Genomic DNA, 16589 nt, shown 5'->3' on the forward strand with positions numbered 1-16589 from the left:
TCACAACGAAGGAGCCACCTCTGCTTATAGAAGTGGGGGTCTTAAGAGAAAAATAATCCCTGTTCGTTTCAAAAACAAACAGGGTGAGAAGTTATCATTGCACTTGGTGTTGACGATCGAGATTCACAAATTTCGTAAACTCTTTGAGAAAACCTAATTCTACTGTTCCAACGGGGCCATTACGATGTTTTGCTATAATTAACTCGGCAATTCCTTTTTTTTCCGATTCCTGATTATAGTACTCATCTCTATAGATGAAGGAAATAACATCGGCATCAGCTTCAATGGCACCTGATTCCAATAAGTCCGACATAAGCGGGCGTTTATCTTGACGTTGTTCTACTCCACGATTCAATTGGGATAAGGCAATTACCGGCACTTTCAGTTCTCGGGCAAGCCCTTTAAGAGATCTTGAGATCTGAGCGACCTCTTGCTGACGGCTTTCGGTCCTTTTTCCCACTGTTAACAATTGTAAGTAATCAATAATGACTATACCTAAATCATGTTCTGTTTTTAAGCGACGGGCCTTGGAGCGTAATTCCGCTAAAGAAATCCCAACGGTATCATCAATAAAAATAGGTGCCTCGGACAAAGGCCCCACAGCCCGTGTCAGCTTTGGCCAATCCGCATCCAATAAATCACCGGTTCTAACTCGCTGCTGATCAACCATTGCCTCTCCACAGAGCATCCGTTGTACTAATTGTTCTTTGGACATTTCTAAACTAAAAATAGCCACCGGAACGTTGGCCCTGACGGCTGCGTTTTGAGCCATATTTAAAACTAAAGCCGTTTTTCCCATGGATGGGCGGGCGGCGATAATCACTAGATCCGACGGCTGCCATCCTGAGGTCATGCGATCTAATTCCGTAAAAAAAGTTGGTATCCCAGTTAAATTGCCTTTATTAGCATAAAGATATTCAATTTTTTCGAAAGTACCTAAAAGAATATCGCGAATAACGCTAAACCCGTCTTTGACCCGTCGGCGTGAAAGATCAAGAATTAGCTTTTCTGCATCTTCGAGAAGAGTTTTTGCTTCTTCGCCAGGTTCATAGCCGCGTTCATAAATACTGCTGGTTACCTGAATAAGCTGACGCAAAAGCGCTTTTTCACTGACAATTTTCGAATAATAATCTACATTTGCCGCTGAAGGCACTGAACGAGCAATTTCCGAAATTGTAGCAACCCCGCCAACCTGCTCTAAACGACCCTGTTGGCGCAGAATTTCTGCCACACTGACAAGATCGATAGGATCTCCTTTTTCAAAAAGTTCCCGAATGGCTGAGAAAATTAAGCGATGATTATCTCGATAAAAATCTTCGGCCTGAAGAAATTCAAAAATAGAACTGGCAGACTCAGGTTCAAGCATCATAGCCCCTAAGACTGCCTGTTCAGCTTCTAAGTTTTGAGGTGGAACTTTTAATAGTTCCATATCTGCTTCTCCTCCCAGTCACTCACAGTCATTAGTGCTTAAAAGACATGCTTTATGGCTTCTTCAATCGTACTAACCCCTACAACTTCAATCCCGCGCAAGCTCTGAGGGACATCAGCCATATTCTCCAGAGGGATGAGGACTTTTTGAAGACTAGCCTGCTTAGCCCCAAAAATCTTTTCATAAATACCACCAACTGGTTTAACGTTGCCTTGTATGGAAATTTCCCCAGTTACGGCAACATCCTGACGTATGGGCAGTTGTTTCAAGGCACTGTATATTGCCAAAGTTGTGGCTAATCCCGCTGACGGCCCATCAATATTAGCTCCGCCTACAACATTAACATGAACATCGTAATTGTGAAGATTTTCTCCAGTCAGTTCACGAATTACTGAGGTTGCATTAAAGAAAGCATCTCTTGCCATACTTCCAGCAGTTTCATTAAAACGCACAGTCCCCTTGTCATCCAGAGTTTTAAAGATTATTGCTTCAATTTCTAAAACTGAACCTAAAAATCCAGCAACTCCGAGCCCCAAAATGCGACCGATCTCAACATCAGTCCGGGCTTTACGAAAAACATAGGGAGTAAGCCTAGCCGAATGCAAGACTTCCTGAACATCGGCACAAGTAATCTTAACAGTGTCCCCATCTGTACTTCGAAACCTTGCTAAGCCATAAGCATCCATAAGAATACTTGTCGCTTTTCTTCCCTCGATAACATATTCACTAATAATCTCAGGGACATTGTCTTCGAGAACAACATCCAATTTTTGAGACGCTTGCCGGACAATATGCTGAACATCTTTAGGTTCCAGGGGAACGAAGAAAACTTCAGAGCAACGAGAACGCAAGGCAGGATTTAGCTCCCTAGGATCACGTGTGGTTGCTCCTATGAGTACAAAATCCGCTGGTGCCCCCTCATCGAAAAGTTTTTTAATCCATTGAGGTACCATTGGATCACTTGGATCATAATAAGAAGAATCAAACGTAACACGCTTATCTTCAAGAACCTTAAGCAATTTATTTAAAAGCAAAGAATCTATTTCTCCTATTTCATCAATAAAGAGAATACCCCCATGAGCATCACTTACCAAACCCATTTTGGGTTCCGGTACTCCTGTATCCGCCAAATCACGTTTTGAACCCTGGTAGATAGGATCATGGACAGATCCCATAAGGGGATTTGTTACATCTCTAGGGTCCCAGCGCAAAGTTGTTCCATCAACTTCAATAAATGGAGCTTCTTTAGCAAAGGGAGCATTAGAGTGATTCTTAACTGTTTCCAGGGCAACGCGAGCAGCAGAGGTCTTGCCAACTCCCGGAGGACCATAAATTAGAATATGCTGAGGGAAAGGCGTTGCCAGCTTCGCCAAAAGAGCTTGAACGGCGCCCTCTTGACCAATAATTTCCTCGATGGTCTGAGGACGAAGTACCTCTGCAGCCGAACGATTGAGAGAAATTGTATTCATCTTTTCGATAATTGCTAACTTTTTAAGAGTTTGAGCATTTTCAGGACCTGCCGTTTCCTGAAGAACTTGGATCTTTATTTCTTTAACATAATCTTCATGACGTTCTTGAATCTTTTCCGAGACAATCCGTTCTAAACGATCTTCAATGGAACGCTTAGCAATCAGTTCCGCAATTTTGTCTTCGATATCCTCTAATAGTTTAGGGATCTCCTCTTTTTGCGGAAGTTTATAACCTGTTGGATCATCCATCACAATTTTTCGCAGCCCTGCGACTCGTTCAATTAGATTATGCGAACGCATCAAGGCTAAGGCCTCTAATTTAGTGGCCTTCAGGACCAATTTATCTGTTCCATAATAATTTGAAATTAGACTATAAAGAGCCTCAACTTCTTGGCCCCATTCTTCCTCATCAAGCAACCGATCTCCAAAATTCGTATGATTCAGCCATTTTGTCAAAATCCCTTTCATTAGGGGTCCCCTTTCACGAGATCAAACTTCGCCAATAATAACCATTGGCGTCTTTAATTATGCTGCAATGCCGGAAGTACTCGGCCCTCTATCTATAATACTATTTTTGCCATACCAAACTTAAATTGCCGAAACATAGACACGAAGTTTGGCTGTTACATCAGGATGAACTTTTACCGAAATTTCATAAGTTCCTAAGGCTTTGATAGGTTCTTTTAATTCAAGTTTCCTTTTATCGATTTCAATACCATGTTGTTTTTTTAAACCTTCTGCAATCTCTTTACTGGTTACGGAGCCAAATATTCGTCCGCCCTCACCAGTCCTAATCTTAACATCAACCTGAAGATCATTAAGTTTGTTTCCTAAAACAATGGCATCCTCTTTTTCCTTAGCTTTTCGACGCTCTTCTGCAGCTTTCTTATGAGAAATATCCTGAATATTTCCTGTAGTTGCCTCTACGGCTAATTTTTTAGGGAACAGAAAGTTCCGAGCGTATCCGTCAGCTACTTCACAAACCTGTCCTTTTTTACCTGTCCCTTTAACATCTGCTTGAAGAATAACCTTCATTTGAATTCCCCCTTATGATTCCTCGGGTAGACGACGAAAGTTGAAAACTAAATCAAAAAGCCCCAATAATATAATGCTGGAAACACTAAAAAAGAAATAAACAAGACTTGCCACTATCAAAATCCATTTTAGAAATCGCGGTATTTTAGGCGATTGAAGCAAATATGAATAAACTGCAATACCAAGAATTAACGTCACAGCCCCGTAAATAACCATCAGATTTATTCCCAATGCACGAAGAGTTATCCAGGAATACTGATCCCCTAAAAGATAAAATGCTATACCCAGAACAGCCCCCCAAACCGCATACCAGGGCAGCCGCCAATGGGTGAAGGGTATACGTCCCTTCGAGTTCAGCCAACGTCTAAAAAAATAAAAGACAAAAGCATACTCAAGCAAAGCGTTCAACACAACAAAACTCGGGAGAATCAATATATAAAACTGAATACCCTCTTGCATTAACTGACGAAGCTGGATTTCTGTAATTCCCTGTTGCTGCATCGCAGACAGCAAGCCGGAAGCCTGATATTGTTGAACCATGGAATTAATTATTTCCGTTACAGACTTAGGATCAATTCCTTGTCCGGCAAATAAAAGAGCGGGTATCACGCCTAGAATCGATGCCAATGCGGCACTCCAAAAGAACGTTACCCGAACCGGCCATTTTTGCCAGCCAAAGACTCCGAGTAAACCCGCCAAAGGAACAAAACTTACTTGACTCAGAGCAGGAAATCCGATGCTGACCAATGGGACAATAAAACCGATCACGGTTAGAGTCGAGGCAATCAGCAACCCTTTGCGCAATCCAACTAAAAACACAGCCAACAGTATGAGTACGGTCCAAAAAAAGCCCCACGTACCCCATACAACTCCCAGCAAAGGAAAGGATAAGAGAATGGCTTCTGCTACATAGCTAACAGCCACTTCATCGCGTAAATACATATCCTCTGATTCTCCTATTAACTTAGTCCTCAGGTGCAAGATAACTTAAAAGTAAACTTAAATCTCCCCACTGCTTTTCAAGATTCATTTCGTCCGCATTTTTTATATCCTCAAGACGTTGTAAAAGCACACGGTCCAGACGGGAAAAATCAAAGCCTAACCTTCTGGCCATTAGATAGCTCATTCCTACCAAATCTGCCAGACCTTGAAGCATCTCAGTTTCAGATCCACTTAGCGTCCCGTGTTGAATTTGCCACTGGGCCTGAATTAATCCTACTTTGAGTTCTTCGATAGCCCTTAAGCCCTTTACAACATCTACTTCCATATTTTCCAGGACCGCTCCCTCCTCAAGCTGGATTTCTTCAAAATACAATTCGTGATAACTCTGTTAATTTCCTTCCCCGTTTCCCTATGAAAATACTCCCAAGGAAACCTATTAAATCAAAAAGGGAGCTCTCGCTCCCTTTTTCTACTCTACACTATACGGTAATAAGGCAATGCTACGAGCACGTTTAATGGCCAATGTCACTTGGCGCTGATGCATGGCGCAGTTCCCTGAAATTCGACGAGGTAAAATTTTACCGCGTTCCGTAATATACTTACGAAGTTTATGTGTCTCTTTGTAATCCATAGATTCTACTTTATCAACACAAAAACTGCACACCCGTTTTCGAGGGCGTCGTCCACGTTCACGTTTCATACAAATCTCCCTTCCTTATTTAGAATGGGATGTCATCATCCAAATTTACTTCATGTCCAAAGGAACGAGTTCCAGTTTGAGCATTAAGATCCTGACCTCCGCTGTCTTTGGGACTTAAGAGGTGAACACTTTCCGCTATAACTTCCGTAACCCATCGTTTTTGTCCATCTTGAGCTGTATAGGAACGAACTTGAATTCTTCCGTCGACGGCAGCCATTTTTCCTTTTGCCAAATAATTCGCAGTAAATTCAGCAAGCTGCCGATAAACAACGCAAGGTATAAAATCCGTATCTCGTTCTCCCTGAGCATTTTTAAAATTGCGATCAATTGCCAATGTAAAATTGGTTACAGCAACTCCTGTAGGAGTGTAACGCAATTCGGGGTCTTTAGTTAAACGGCCAATCAAAACGACCCGATTCAACATGGTTGCCCCACCGCCCTCTTAATCATCTTTTTTAACGGTTAAAAAGCGAATGACATCATCGGAAATTTTCATATTTCTTTCAACTTCCTGGGATGTTTTTCCTTCGGCTTCAAAGTTCATGAGGACATATTGGCCTTCTTTGTAATCCTTGATTTCATAAGCCAAACGACGTTTACCCCACTTATCAACCGTTACATTTTGCCCGCCATTGCTGGAAGCGAGTCCACTTATACGGTCAACAAGGGCATTCGTAGCTTCCTCATCCATATCTGGCCGGATAATATAAAGTATTTCGTACGCTTTCATATTTGCACCTCCCCTCGGACTAAAACGGCCCCGTAAACGGAGCAGGGATATTTTTATTACCAGTTAAAAATTATAACATTTTGTCCGCTCAAAAGCAACTATTATCGCCGTAAAATGCCTAAACATTAAAGCGAAAATGTACAATATCACCATTACGCATTACATAATCTTTTCCTTCAAGCCGAACTAAACCTTTATCTCTGGCTCCGTTCAAACCATTATTTTCAACAAAATCCTCATAGGATACCACTTCGGCTCGTATAAAGCCCCGCTCAAAATCTGTATGAATTACTCCAGCCGCCTGGGGCGCTTTTGTCCCTTGATAAATCGTCCATGCTTTGACTTCCATGGGACCTGCCGTGAAAAATGTCATAAGTCCGAGGAGATGAAATGAAACTCTAATTAGTTGATCAAGTCCTGATTCCTTTAATCCTAAATCCTGAAGAAAAACTTCTTTTTCGTCCGCCTCAAGTTCTGCAATTTCCGCTTCAATCTGGGCACAGACGACGACAACTTCTGCCCCTTCCGCGGCAGCAATTTCTCGAACTTGTTGAACGTATGGATTATCTGCTGTATTGTCCAAGCCATCTTCTCGTACATTGGCAACATAAAGGACCGGCTTTAAGGTCAGCAGCGAAAGCCCTTTAATAATTTCCTGCTCTTCATCTGAAAAAGTCAGTGTGCGCGCCCCTTTACCCTGATTGAACACATCTTTCAGCCGATTCAAAAGCTCAACTTCAACCTGCGCTTTTTTATCGCCCATTTTCAGAAGTTTGCTAGAACGTTCCGAACGTCTCTCAATACTTTCCATATCGGCAAGAATCAATTCAAGATCTATGGTTTCAATATCCCGTTTGGGATCAATCGACCCTTCAACATGAACGACATTCGAATCTTCAAAACAGCGCACAACGTGTACAATTGCGTCCACTTCACGGATATGCGAAAGAAATTTGTTTCCTAAGCCTTCTCCTTTGCTTGCCCCTTTAACCAACCCCGCAATATCAACAAACTCAACAGTCGCCGGCACTATTTTTTTAGGATGAACCATCTCAGCAAGTTTTTGCAGGCGAGAATCCGGTACTTCTACCATACCAACATTAGGATCAATCGTACAAAAGGGATAGTTGGCCGCCTCCGCGCCAGCTTGGGTAATTGCATTGAATAACGTTGATTTACCGACATTTGGCAAACCGACAATTCCAGCATGTAATGTCATGATTACACTCCTTTTTCATTTTCCTCAGCGCTCTGAAGAATCTCCTTGATATTGCGCTCAAGCTTTATGCGTGAAATCCACGCTTGATGTTGGCATCCCAAACACTGGATCCGAAAATCCATACCGGTCCTCATAATTTTCCATTCCAGACTTCCGCAGGGGTGCGGTTTTCTTAGCCGTACAATATCCCCCACATTTAATTGAACCATGTCTGTGACTTCCCCCTAATAACTATTCAGTTTTTTATCCAATCGTAAGTGTCTCACGTCTACAAGCGGGCGTTGTTCCCAAACCTTGCCTCACTCTCGAACTGAACCTTTCGTAGGATCCGTAATAATAACACTTTGAAAGCGAGGTGTTCGTATTCCTTCTTTTAAAAATGCACTATGAATTCTGCGCCGTAACTCTCTCTCTAATTCCCACTGTTCATCAGGCTTTGTAAAAGCAATCACTCTGAGAACAACATTTCGTTCTCCGAATTGAGTTATTCCCTGGACAGTAGGTGCCTCAACAATTTTTTCACCAAATTCGGCGGTAACTTCCTCACAGACTGCCCGCATCACATCCATTGCCTTTTCAAGATCTTCTTCATAAGGTATTTGAATCTCAACATTGGCTAACATTTTTCCTCTGCTAAAGTTAGTAACCGCTGTTATACTCCCGTTTGGGATAATATGCAATTCCCCGCCCCAGGCCCTTAGGTGAGTTGTCCGAACACCAGTCTCTTCGACTGTACCCGAAAACTCACCGATTTTCACATAATCTCCTACTGAAAATTGGTTTTCAAAAAGTATAAAAAAGCCGCTGATCATATCTTTGACCAGGCTTTGCGATCCAAATCCCAGGGCAACACCTAAAACGCTTGCTGAAGCCAATAATGTCCCCGTAGGGAAATTGAAAAGACGCTGGAGTATCTGTAAGCCAACCAAAAATGTCATCAGATAAAAGGATACGCTGCGCAAGAGGGAGAACAAGGTATTCGCTTTTCGATCCTCTAATAGTATCTTGCCTTTTCGCTCAACTAACATCCGCCTTAAAAAGTAAATCAACAAACCATAGGCCAGACGAGCGAGAATCAAAAGCACGACAATATATAACAAGCTATTTAGAACAAAGGATTCTAGATCGTGCCAATTTAAACCAGTAATATTATGGGGTAGCCATGAGACATTCATTTCTAATTCGTCCTTTTTCTACTGCCTTTTTCTGCCTCTAGTTAAACTCGCTTGAACATCATATTATACAATACTTATGCTGATTCACAAGTGAACTTGTTCAGCTAAAGCTGAATAAAAACCAACTCTGTAAAACGGACAGTAAGCTATTTAGATAGCAAAAAGGCTCGATATCCGCGCATTAACATAATGAAATCAGCTACTGAAGAAACTTCCCAAGGAGCATGCATGCTTAAGAGTCCAACACCGCAATCTAAAACCTCCATGCCGTATACTGCCATATACTGAGCAATAGTTCCGCCGCCTCCTTGGTCAACTTTACCCAGCTCAGCGATTTGCCAAGAAATTTTATTTTCGTTAAAAATGCGGCGCACTTCGGCTATAAATTCAGGATTAGCATCATTCGATTCGACCTTTCCTCTGGCTCCTGTATACTTGCAAACAACAATGCCTCGTCCAAGGAAAGCAGCATTCCGTTTGTCCATAACCTCAGCAAAATTAGGGTCATACGCAGCGGCGACATCTGCCGAGAGTGCCTTACTATTTGCTAACGATCGTCTTACCAAAAGTCCATTATAGCTCCCGGTTTGTAAGGCAATGAGTTCTCCAATAAAATTTTCCAAGTAATACGCTTTCATTCCCGTATTTGAAGAGCTGCCAATTTCCTCTTTATCGGCAAATAGAACAACTGTTGTCCATTCAGGAGCTTCTATAGCCTCGATTGCCTTCCAGGCGGCGAAGGAACAAATTCGGTCATCCTGCCCGTAACCGGCAATAAAACTTTTATCTAATCCTGCCCAGCGGGCTTTCCCTGCCGGAACAATCTCGAGTTCAGCACTGGCAAAGTCTTCCTCGTTCATCCCGTATTTTTCCTTAAGAATATCGAGAATCGCACCTTTAACCCGCTCTTCTCCCTTATTTTCAGCGGGGTTGTGCCCCAACAAAAGATTCAGGCCTTCCCCTGGAATGGCTTCGCGCAATTTTTTATCATACTGATCCTTCGCCAAGTGCGGCAATAAATCATTGATTGTAAATATAGGATCTTTCTCGTCTTCTCCAATGACTACGTCAACTTTCTTGCCATTTTCCAAAATAACCACACCATGAAGGGCGAGAGGCAGTGCTGTCCATTGGTATTTCTTTATTCCGCCGTAATAGTGGGTTTTAAAAAAAGCAAGTCCTTCTTCTTCGTATAAAGGGCACGGTTTTAGGTCAAGGCGAGGAGCATCGATGTGAGCGGCAATTAAACGGAATCCCTCGTTTAAGGGACGTTTGCCGGCAATAGCTAAAATGCCCGCTTTATCACGGACTCCTAAGCGAATTTTTTCACCGCTTGCGAATGTCCTCGCCTCAGACAGCAGATTAAATCCAACGGCAGCGGCATATCGTTCAATTATCCTCCAAGATTCTCTTTCTGTTTTCCCCTCACTGAGGAAGGATAAATAATCGTTTACATTCTGCCCTTCCTTATCCGATAGTGACAGGTCGTCCCAAGCTAACGTTTTCTTTTGATTACTCACAAAAAAACTCCTTACTTTTTAAGATGAATTTTAGAGTGAAGATGGATATTAAACCTCTTATCACAATCTAAGTTTTCTTCTTCATATCTAAATTTATGTATTAGAACCAAATTCCTTTTTCTTTAATGAGGGGGTCAATTAATTTTTGACTAATTTGAGTCGCCAAGGCTTGGTCTATCCCATTAAAAATTTTCACTAAATATGGGTAAGCTGTTGATGTCTGCAAGAGCGTTGCAAAGCCGCCGCTAAAGCCAACTTTTAAAAGGGGAGAAATTAATCCCGCCAAAACAGCCAGCCCTATGGTTGAGCTTAAAGCACCTATAAAAAGACCTCCCCCTCGGTTAAGAGCACTACCCCAAATTCCTAAGGGTTTTAATAAAATAGTCATACTTAATTGAACTAAAAGTACAAGGCCATAAAACACTAGAGCAAAGGCAAGAAGATTCAGCAATCTGTCTGTAAGAGTTTCTGCTAAACGCTGACTGACCTTCTCAATGGTTTGTGTCATTGGTTGACCCGTAATATGAATTGAAGAAAAAACACTCCTCCACTCTTCGGGTAAAGACCCAACAAAGTTTCCCAATATTTGTTGTTCTAAAGATGAAGCTTTAGTCTGAACCAGCGGGAGAATTGTTTTATATACAAAAGGCTCTAGCCATTGCCGAAGAGGGAAATATTGTTCTATCCAAGAAAGAAACGCATTATATTTCCATGAAGCAACCAGAAAACCTACTACATAACTCACTAAATGTATGATACTGGTTAGAAGTCCTTTCCGATAACCAGATAATGCACCGAATAAAATAAATCCCAAGATCAGAATGTCAATTAAATTCATACAGTCCCCCCTTTGTTCAAAATTGTAGTTCCATGAGTTACCTATTCTATTCTCCAATCCGAAAATCCTTCTCCTTGTTCTCTTACAAAAAAAGTCCCCACAATGGCTAAAAAGACAGCTCTTCGCTGTCTCGTCACTTAAATATCTGCAATTTGGCATTTGCTTCTTAACTACCTAACTATACATCGTGTGGGAACCACTCCCACTTGGAGACGTAATAGTCTTACGAATAAAGTATGGCGGGGATGCGTGCGAATCGAACACACCTCGGAACGTTCTGCGTCCCGACACGCGGATTTGAAGTCCGGGAGCAGCACCAGCCACCATCCATCCCCATTCAACGTCAGTAATTTTAACATATTCTCTTATAATATGGAAGTGTGTCCTCAGGAATCATAGCAAAGAACTGCTAAATCTAATTAAGTTAATGCCTAAAACTAAAAGTGAACGCAACAAAATAAACAAAATACTTTGTTAACTGTCCACTCATGGCCGAATGGTCACCCCATATCAGCCATTGACTTAACGAATATTATAGCCTTTTCCCTCTAATGACGCTTTAACCTCAGTAAGTTGCTCTCCTTGAAGGTGGGCCAATAACTGAAATTTATTTTCTCGCAAATGATAGAAAGCCAGGCTTGAAACATTAGTATCATATTGTTTAAACGTCGTTGCGATGTCCAGCAAAACACCTTTTTCGTCTTTTCGTTCAATCACAAAACGTTTTCCGGGACTACGCGAGCCCATAATATCCAGAAACGCATCCAATATATCATAGCCCGTTATAATTCCTACCAGCTTCTCGTTTTCTACAACCGGCAAGCCTCCAATTTTATGTTCTCTCATGAGCAAAGCCGCATCTTCAATACCCATATCAGGATGACAGGTAATGACCTTTTTAACCGCAATTTCTCGGATTGTCGTTTTGGCAACAAGATAGTTGAGCTCAAAGATGCTAAGTGTTGTCGCCGGAGAAGGTGATACTTCCCTAAGATCTCCATCAGTTACAAGTCCTATCAGCTTTTCCTTTTCTACTACAGGCAGTCGGTCAATCTTTTTCTCACGCATAAGAGCCATAGCTTCAGCAATAGACTCATTTGGAGAGATCGTGAATACTTGAGTGGTCATAAATTGACGAACATACATGTTTCCTTACCCCTTCTCTATTTAAAAATACTTTAAGTGAACTCGTTCAGCTAAAGTGAACATCGGGGCTTTGCTGGGGGACTCTACCCCACTGAATCAAGGTATGGGAACCATTCACACTTGTCAAAGCTAGAGTCTTACAATTGGATAAATTCGCCTTATTCACATAGATATTTTATAATTCTTGCACTATTGTGTCAATTATTTAATTCTGTTTAACAATACTATTAACAAAGTGTTCTTTTATCACCGACCCGCTTGGTGACTTTTTGCTGGTCAAAATATTCAAGCAGAGGAACTGCATATTTTCTTGAAATTCCCAATAGTTCTCTAACCTCAGAAACAGCAATTTCACCCTGTTTTTTGAGAAAATCAGTTAACACCGTTTGAGCTCCCTCAATTTCCTTTTGAGGATAATACAATTGATCAATATGAATCCACTCACCTATCTCACATAAATATTGAGCATATTCTACAGCTTCATTCTTTGAAATACCTACATTTTCTGCCCCAGCTTGTAAATCCGGCGGCATAAGTTTAAATGATTCCCATCTACCGCTTAATTCCTGAAGACGTTTTGCTATTAGCGGAGGCATAATAGCATGTTCAGTTGTTTGAACCTTACTTCCCTTTAGATAATATGTATTATATTTTGCACCCTGTTCAAGTACTGTCTGCCAGCGACGGTTTGTCCATTGTATGCCGAGACGTGTCTTCAACTCCCCTCGGCTAATTCCAAGTCGTAAGGGGTTTTGCTTCTCATAGTTCATCACAACCTCAATTAACGACCGGCGCCACTTTTCTGCTTCTTCGATCCCCCACAATAACTTGGTATCATCCTCCATGAATATTTCTACCCTGTTATTGTTTTTCAGAGTGGTTATGCGTTTATCTAATTCCTCAGCATTAATCTGTAAGCAAGTTAACAGTTCCTCAAAACTTCTTGGCTCATTGATTTCTTTTTCTAATAACTCTAAAGGGTCTCCTAAATCTTTTATTCTCATCTGATCTAATACATTTTCTTTAAAACGCTTCTTCTTAAAATCAGCTACTCCCAAAACTTTACCTCCGCCAATAGTTTGGGTAGGTGAATAAAACCTGAGGACAAATCGGTCTCCGGGAGCAGCCAATACTGGTTCTTCTAAAAGGATTTGAGCAAACCCATTTTGACCTGGAGGGAGTTCATCATGATTCAGCAAGTGAATTCTGCCTAATATTTCAGTTGTTCCTAAATGAAACCGGACCCTCTGTCTTTGGGTAATCGGTTTTACAGAGGACGGTAGATTATGCAGTGATAGATCAAGAATATTTCCAACTTGAAATACCTTCGGAGAAACTAGGACTGATCCTCGCTCAACCTCGGCAACTTCGACTCCTGCAAGATTAACCGCTACTCGTTGTCCGGCCCCGGAATCTTTGACCTTTTGATTATGCACTTGAATTGAGCGAACTTTAGCAACTATCTCTCCTGGTTCAATTAAAAGCTCCTGCCCTAAACTTATAGTACCGCTCTGTAACGTTCCGGTAACTACCGTACCAAATCCTTGAATACTAAACACTCGGTCAATCGGCATTCGTATGGGACCTGAAGAGCTTTTGCATTCCACTTCTGAGAGCAACTTGTCGATCTCGTTTTTTAACGCATCTATTCCTAAACCTTTTACTGCTGATACACGGCAGATGGGAGCATCATGAAAAACTGTATCTTTTAGCTTTTCACGAATATCCTCTTCCATGAGTTCAAGCCATTCCTCATCAACGAGATCGACCTTATTGATAACAACAATTCCGCGAGGAATTTCAAGCAGCGTTAAAATATCCAAATGCTCCTTTGTCTGAGGCATTATTCCTTCATCAGCTGCTATCACTAACATGACAATATCCATACCGCTTGCTCCAGCTAACATTTGCCGGATAAACTTCTCATGTCCCGGAACGTCTACTATTCCTACTTTCCGTCCGCTTGGCAGCAGCATGTGCGCAAAACCGAGCTCAATTGAAATCCCTCGCTGCTTTTCTTCTCTCAATCGATCCGTTTCAATGCCTGAAAGAGCACGTATCAACTCTGTCTTTCCGTGGTCAACATGTCCTGCTGTTCCAATTAAATAATGTCTCTCAACCATTACTGTTCCCCTTAAAATTTATTTTTTTATATTATCTCTTAGTCATCCACAAATACAAAATAGCAGGCATAAACACTAATCCCAGGTAACCAAATAGTGGATAGATAAATTGAACTATTTGTGAGAATTTCACGCCTGCTATTGGCAAAAGAAGAAGCAATAATATCAATGTTGTTCGATTATAATCTAATTTTCCTGTCTCTACAACCCGGGTCACCAGACTAAATCCATTCCCTATGGCGGCTGTAATCATGGCTAGCCAAAGGACGACAACGTAAAAAAATGCCGCCCAATCACCAAGTTTTCCCGCAACTGCAACCATTGGTATTTCTAGTCCCAGGACTTCCGGAAATCTAAGCAATGCTGCACCGATTATAAACGCAAATATTCCTAAAGCTACTCCTCCAAGTATTGCCCCTAAGCGTGCCCCACTCCTTTGTACATCCTTTCCCAGAGAGGCAAAAACCACCATAGCTAATGTTAAGTTAAAAGAAACATAAAGGACTGCAGAAAAGGCCCAATTGTTTACGATTGGATTTGCTAAAACAACAATTCCCTCACCATCTCCGGGTTTGGCTAAAAAAACTGCTAAGGCTGCAATACCCAGACAAAAAGCAAACTTTAAGGGAATTAATACAGTATTAATCCATAATACTCCTTCTCCACGAAACCATAGGGCTAGAGCTATAACGGAATCCGTTAAAATAATCCCATACCATCTTGAGAAACCAAAGTATTCATTGAATAAGGCACCGCCCCCCGATATCATTGCCATCATTCCTACAAATAATAGGACGCTTACAAGTCCATCAGCCCAATTTCCCCATCTTGAACTTAATAAACGGTCAAAGAACATCGGGTATGATGAAACTTTCCAACGTTCTTGAAGATCAATCATACACCATCCTAATAGTGAAAACAGAAAAGAACTTATAACGATCCCTGCTAGTCCCCATACTCCAAAACGGGCAAAAAACTGTTGGATTTCTTGGCCCGATGCAAAACCTGCTCCCATAACAGCACCTACATATGTGGCTGCCACTTGAAACGACGTTTTCCATTTCATGCACTTTCCTCCTCGCCATCATACTTATGGTCTTAAGAGGGATATCATGCATAAATGGCTTGTCCTTTGGAAAATATAATAGATGAATATCCTTAGGAAATTTAGGAGGGTAGTTTGTGAGTTTCTTTTCATTAATCCATGAACCACAAAAAATTAAAGCCCATGTTGATGACAGTTTTGCGAAGGCAAAACTGGAAACAAGGCTTTCGGAGTTATTTGTCTCGGCAAAACAACGTCAGCCAATCATATTTTGCATTGGAACTGACCGTTCTACAGGTGATGCTCTCGGCCCGCTGATCGGAACTCATCTTTCTCGTTTAAAGCTCCCTCAGCTTCATGTTTACGGTACTCTTGATGATCCTGTCCATGCAACTAACCTCCGAGATACTCTCCAAATAATCCGAGAATCATACCACGAGCCTTTTATTATTGCAGTCGATGCTTGTCTCGGGCGCCTGGATTCGATTGGCTGCATTACTCTTGCTGATGGACCCTTAAAACCAGGCGCCGGAGTTCATAAGAAGCTGCCTGAAGTTGGAGAAGCTCATATGACTGGTATTGTTAATGTCGGTGGATTTATGGAATTCATTGTTTTACAAAATACTCGCCTTAACTTGGTGTGGAAAATGTCCGAGAACATTAGCTCCCTTATTGCTCATTCTTATTTAAAAACTTACTATCATTAAATTAGATTTTAGGACCGATCATTGCCTTTGCAATTACTTCTTTTTCCTCATTAGCTAAGGTATAAGTAGATTGCCCACCACTGATAGGTTTAGCATATACCCTTGAATCTTCCCGACTATGAATCGAGTTTAAGACAATTCCATCCCCATCTTGATTTAGTAATGCTAAGGCAAAGCTTAAGTCGCTTCCTACATTTTCAAATGCTCGATAACGGACCATTGCTGCTCGATCAACACTTGCTTTCAATTTTAGTTCAATTGGATCAAGCCGTTTAGCACATTGTTCTAACTTTGTCTCTTGATCGCCTAATTTTTGTTGAAACTCATGAAGTATACTTTCCAAATCATCGCCTGACATGAAGGTTTTTAATGTTAAGTATGCCTCCTCGAAGCGTTTCATACGTCTAAATAATATTATGTTAATACTATAAGCGATAATTACTAAGATAACTAATACTCCAAATCCCCACCAAATAGCAGGTGATGTTCCTAATAATAATGTCAAGGGAAA

General features: G+C 41.4%; 18 protein-coding genes and 1 tRNA gene. 1 reads left to right on the forward strand and 18 read right to left on the reverse strand.

The window, feature by feature from the left end:
- Positions 1-94 precede the first annotated feature (94 nt).
- The 17 genes from dnaB to DEAC_RS05150 form a co-directional block, all read right to left on the reverse strand.
- Positions 95-1429 carry a replicative DNA helicase gene (dnaB, locus tag DEAC_RS05075; RefSeq protein ID WP_047808944.1) on the reverse strand — a complete coding sequence of 445 codons (1335 nt, stop codon included), beginning with the start codon at positions 1427-1429 and terminating at the stop codon, positions 95-97.
- A 38-nt stretch (positions 1430-1467) separates the two neighbouring features.
- Entirely contained in the window at positions 1468-3366 is a 1899-nt protein-coding gene (gene lonC, locus DEAC_RS05080; RefSeq protein WP_047808945.1) for a Lon family ATP-dependent protease, read from the reverse strand.
- Positions 3367-3486: 120 nt separating this feature from the next.
- Positions 3487-3933 carry a 50S ribosomal protein L9 gene (gene rplI / locus DEAC_RS05085; protein WP_047808946.1) on the reverse strand — a complete coding sequence of 149 codons (447 nt, stop codon included), beginning with the start codon at positions 3931-3933 and terminating at the stop codon, positions 3487-3489.
- A 12-nt stretch (positions 3934-3945) separates the two neighbouring features.
- Positions 3946-4875 (reverse strand): DUF2232 domain-containing protein, encoded by a 930-nt coding sequence (locus DEAC_RS05090; RefSeq protein ID WP_047808947.1) that lies wholly within the window; start codon positions 4873-4875, stop codon positions 3946-3948.
- A gap of 22 nt (positions 4876-4897) precedes the next feature.
- Positions 4898-5200 (reverse strand): MazG-like family protein, encoded by a 303-nt coding sequence (locus DEAC_RS05095; RefSeq protein WP_047809067.1) that lies wholly within the window; start codon positions 5198-5200, stop codon positions 4898-4900.
- A gap of 144 nt (positions 5201-5344) precedes the next feature.
- Positions 5345-5575, reverse strand: coding sequence for a 30S ribosomal protein S18 (rpsR, locus tag DEAC_RS05100; RefSeq protein ID WP_014829502.1), 231 nt, complete (start codon positions 5573-5575; stop codon positions 5345-5347).
- A gap of 19 nt (positions 5576-5594) precedes the next feature.
- Positions 5595-5999: a single-stranded DNA-binding protein gene (locus tag DEAC_RS05105; RefSeq protein WP_047808948.1), complete on the reverse strand. Its 405-nt coding sequence runs from the start codon at positions 5997-5999 to the stop codon at positions 5595-5597.
- A gap of 18 nt (positions 6000-6017) precedes the next feature.
- Positions 6018-6305 carry a 30S ribosomal protein S6 gene (gene rpsF, locus DEAC_RS05110; RefSeq protein WP_047808949.1) on the reverse strand — a complete coding sequence of 96 codons (288 nt, stop codon included), beginning with the start codon at positions 6303-6305 and terminating at the stop codon, positions 6018-6020.
- A gap of 118 nt (positions 6306-6423) precedes the next feature.
- Positions 6424-7524: a redox-regulated ATPase YchF gene (gene ychF / locus DEAC_RS05115; RefSeq protein WP_047808950.1), complete on the reverse strand. Its 1101-nt coding sequence runs from the start codon at positions 7522-7524 to the stop codon at positions 6424-6426.
- Between the two features lie 2 nt (positions 7525-7526).
- Positions 7527-7733, reverse strand: a complete 207-nt coding sequence (locus DEAC_RS05120) for a DUF951 domain-containing protein (protein WP_047808951.1) — start codon at positions 7731-7733, stop codon at positions 7527-7529.
- A 90-nt stretch (positions 7734-7823) separates the two neighbouring features.
- The gene (locus tag DEAC_RS05125) at positions 7824-8699 is read right to left on the reverse strand and encodes a mechanosensitive ion channel family protein (protein WP_047808952.1); all 876 of its coding nucleotides are present in this window, start codon (positions 8697-8699) and stop codon (positions 7824-7826) included.
- A gap of 146 nt (positions 8700-8845) precedes the next feature.
- Positions 8846-10219, reverse strand: a complete 1374-nt coding sequence (locus tag DEAC_RS05130) for an aminopeptidase (RefSeq protein ID WP_053006286.1) — start codon at positions 10217-10219, stop codon at positions 8846-8848.
- A 100-nt stretch (positions 10220-10319) separates the two neighbouring features.
- Positions 10320-11057 (reverse strand): CvpA family protein, encoded by a 738-nt coding sequence (locus tag DEAC_RS05135; RefSeq protein ID WP_047808953.1) that lies wholly within the window; start codon positions 11055-11057, stop codon positions 10320-10322.
- Positions 11058-11294: 237 nt separating this feature from the next.
- A tRNA-Sec gene (locus DEAC_RS23205) sits at positions 11295-11392 on the reverse strand.
- Between the two features lie 187 nt (positions 11393-11579).
- On the reverse strand, positions 11580-12203 hold the full coding sequence (locus DEAC_RS05140; RefSeq protein WP_047808954.1) for a CBS domain-containing protein: 624 nt from the start codon (positions 12201-12203) through the stop codon (positions 11580-11582).
- Positions 12204-12430: 227 nt separating this feature from the next.
- Positions 12431-14326, reverse strand: coding sequence for a selenocysteine-specific translation elongation factor (gene selB, locus DEAC_RS05145; RefSeq protein WP_047808955.1), 1896 nt, complete (start codon positions 14324-14326; stop codon positions 12431-12433).
- Between the two features lie 31 nt (positions 14327-14357).
- Complete coding sequence (locus tag DEAC_RS05150; protein WP_047808956.1) at positions 14358-15392, reverse strand: YkvI family membrane protein; 1035 nt, start codon at positions 15390-15392, stop codon at positions 14358-14360.
- Between the two features lie 116 nt (positions 15393-15508).
- Here DEAC_RS05150 and yyaC point away from each other — a divergent pair, with 116 nt between their 5' ends.
- Positions 15509-16078: a spore protease YyaC gene (gene yyaC / locus DEAC_RS05155; protein ID WP_047808957.1), complete on the forward strand. Its 570-nt coding sequence runs from the start codon at positions 15509-15511 to the stop codon at positions 16076-16078.
- A gap of 1 nt (position 16079) precedes the next feature.
- On the opposite strand, the gene DEAC_RS05160 is transcribed toward yyaC, so the two are convergent.
- A complete protein-coding gene (locus DEAC_RS05160; protein WP_083995907.1) occupies positions 16080-16583 on the reverse strand; it encodes a DUF4446 family protein in 504 nt (167 codons plus the stop codon).
- Positions 16584-16589: the final 6 nt, after the last annotated feature.

Origin of the sequence: Desulfosporosinus acididurans (assembly GCF_001029285.1) — a bacterium.
GTDB lineage: Bacteria > Bacillota > Desulfitobacteriia > Desulfitobacteriales > Desulfitobacteriaceae > Desulfosporosinus > Desulfosporosinus acididurans.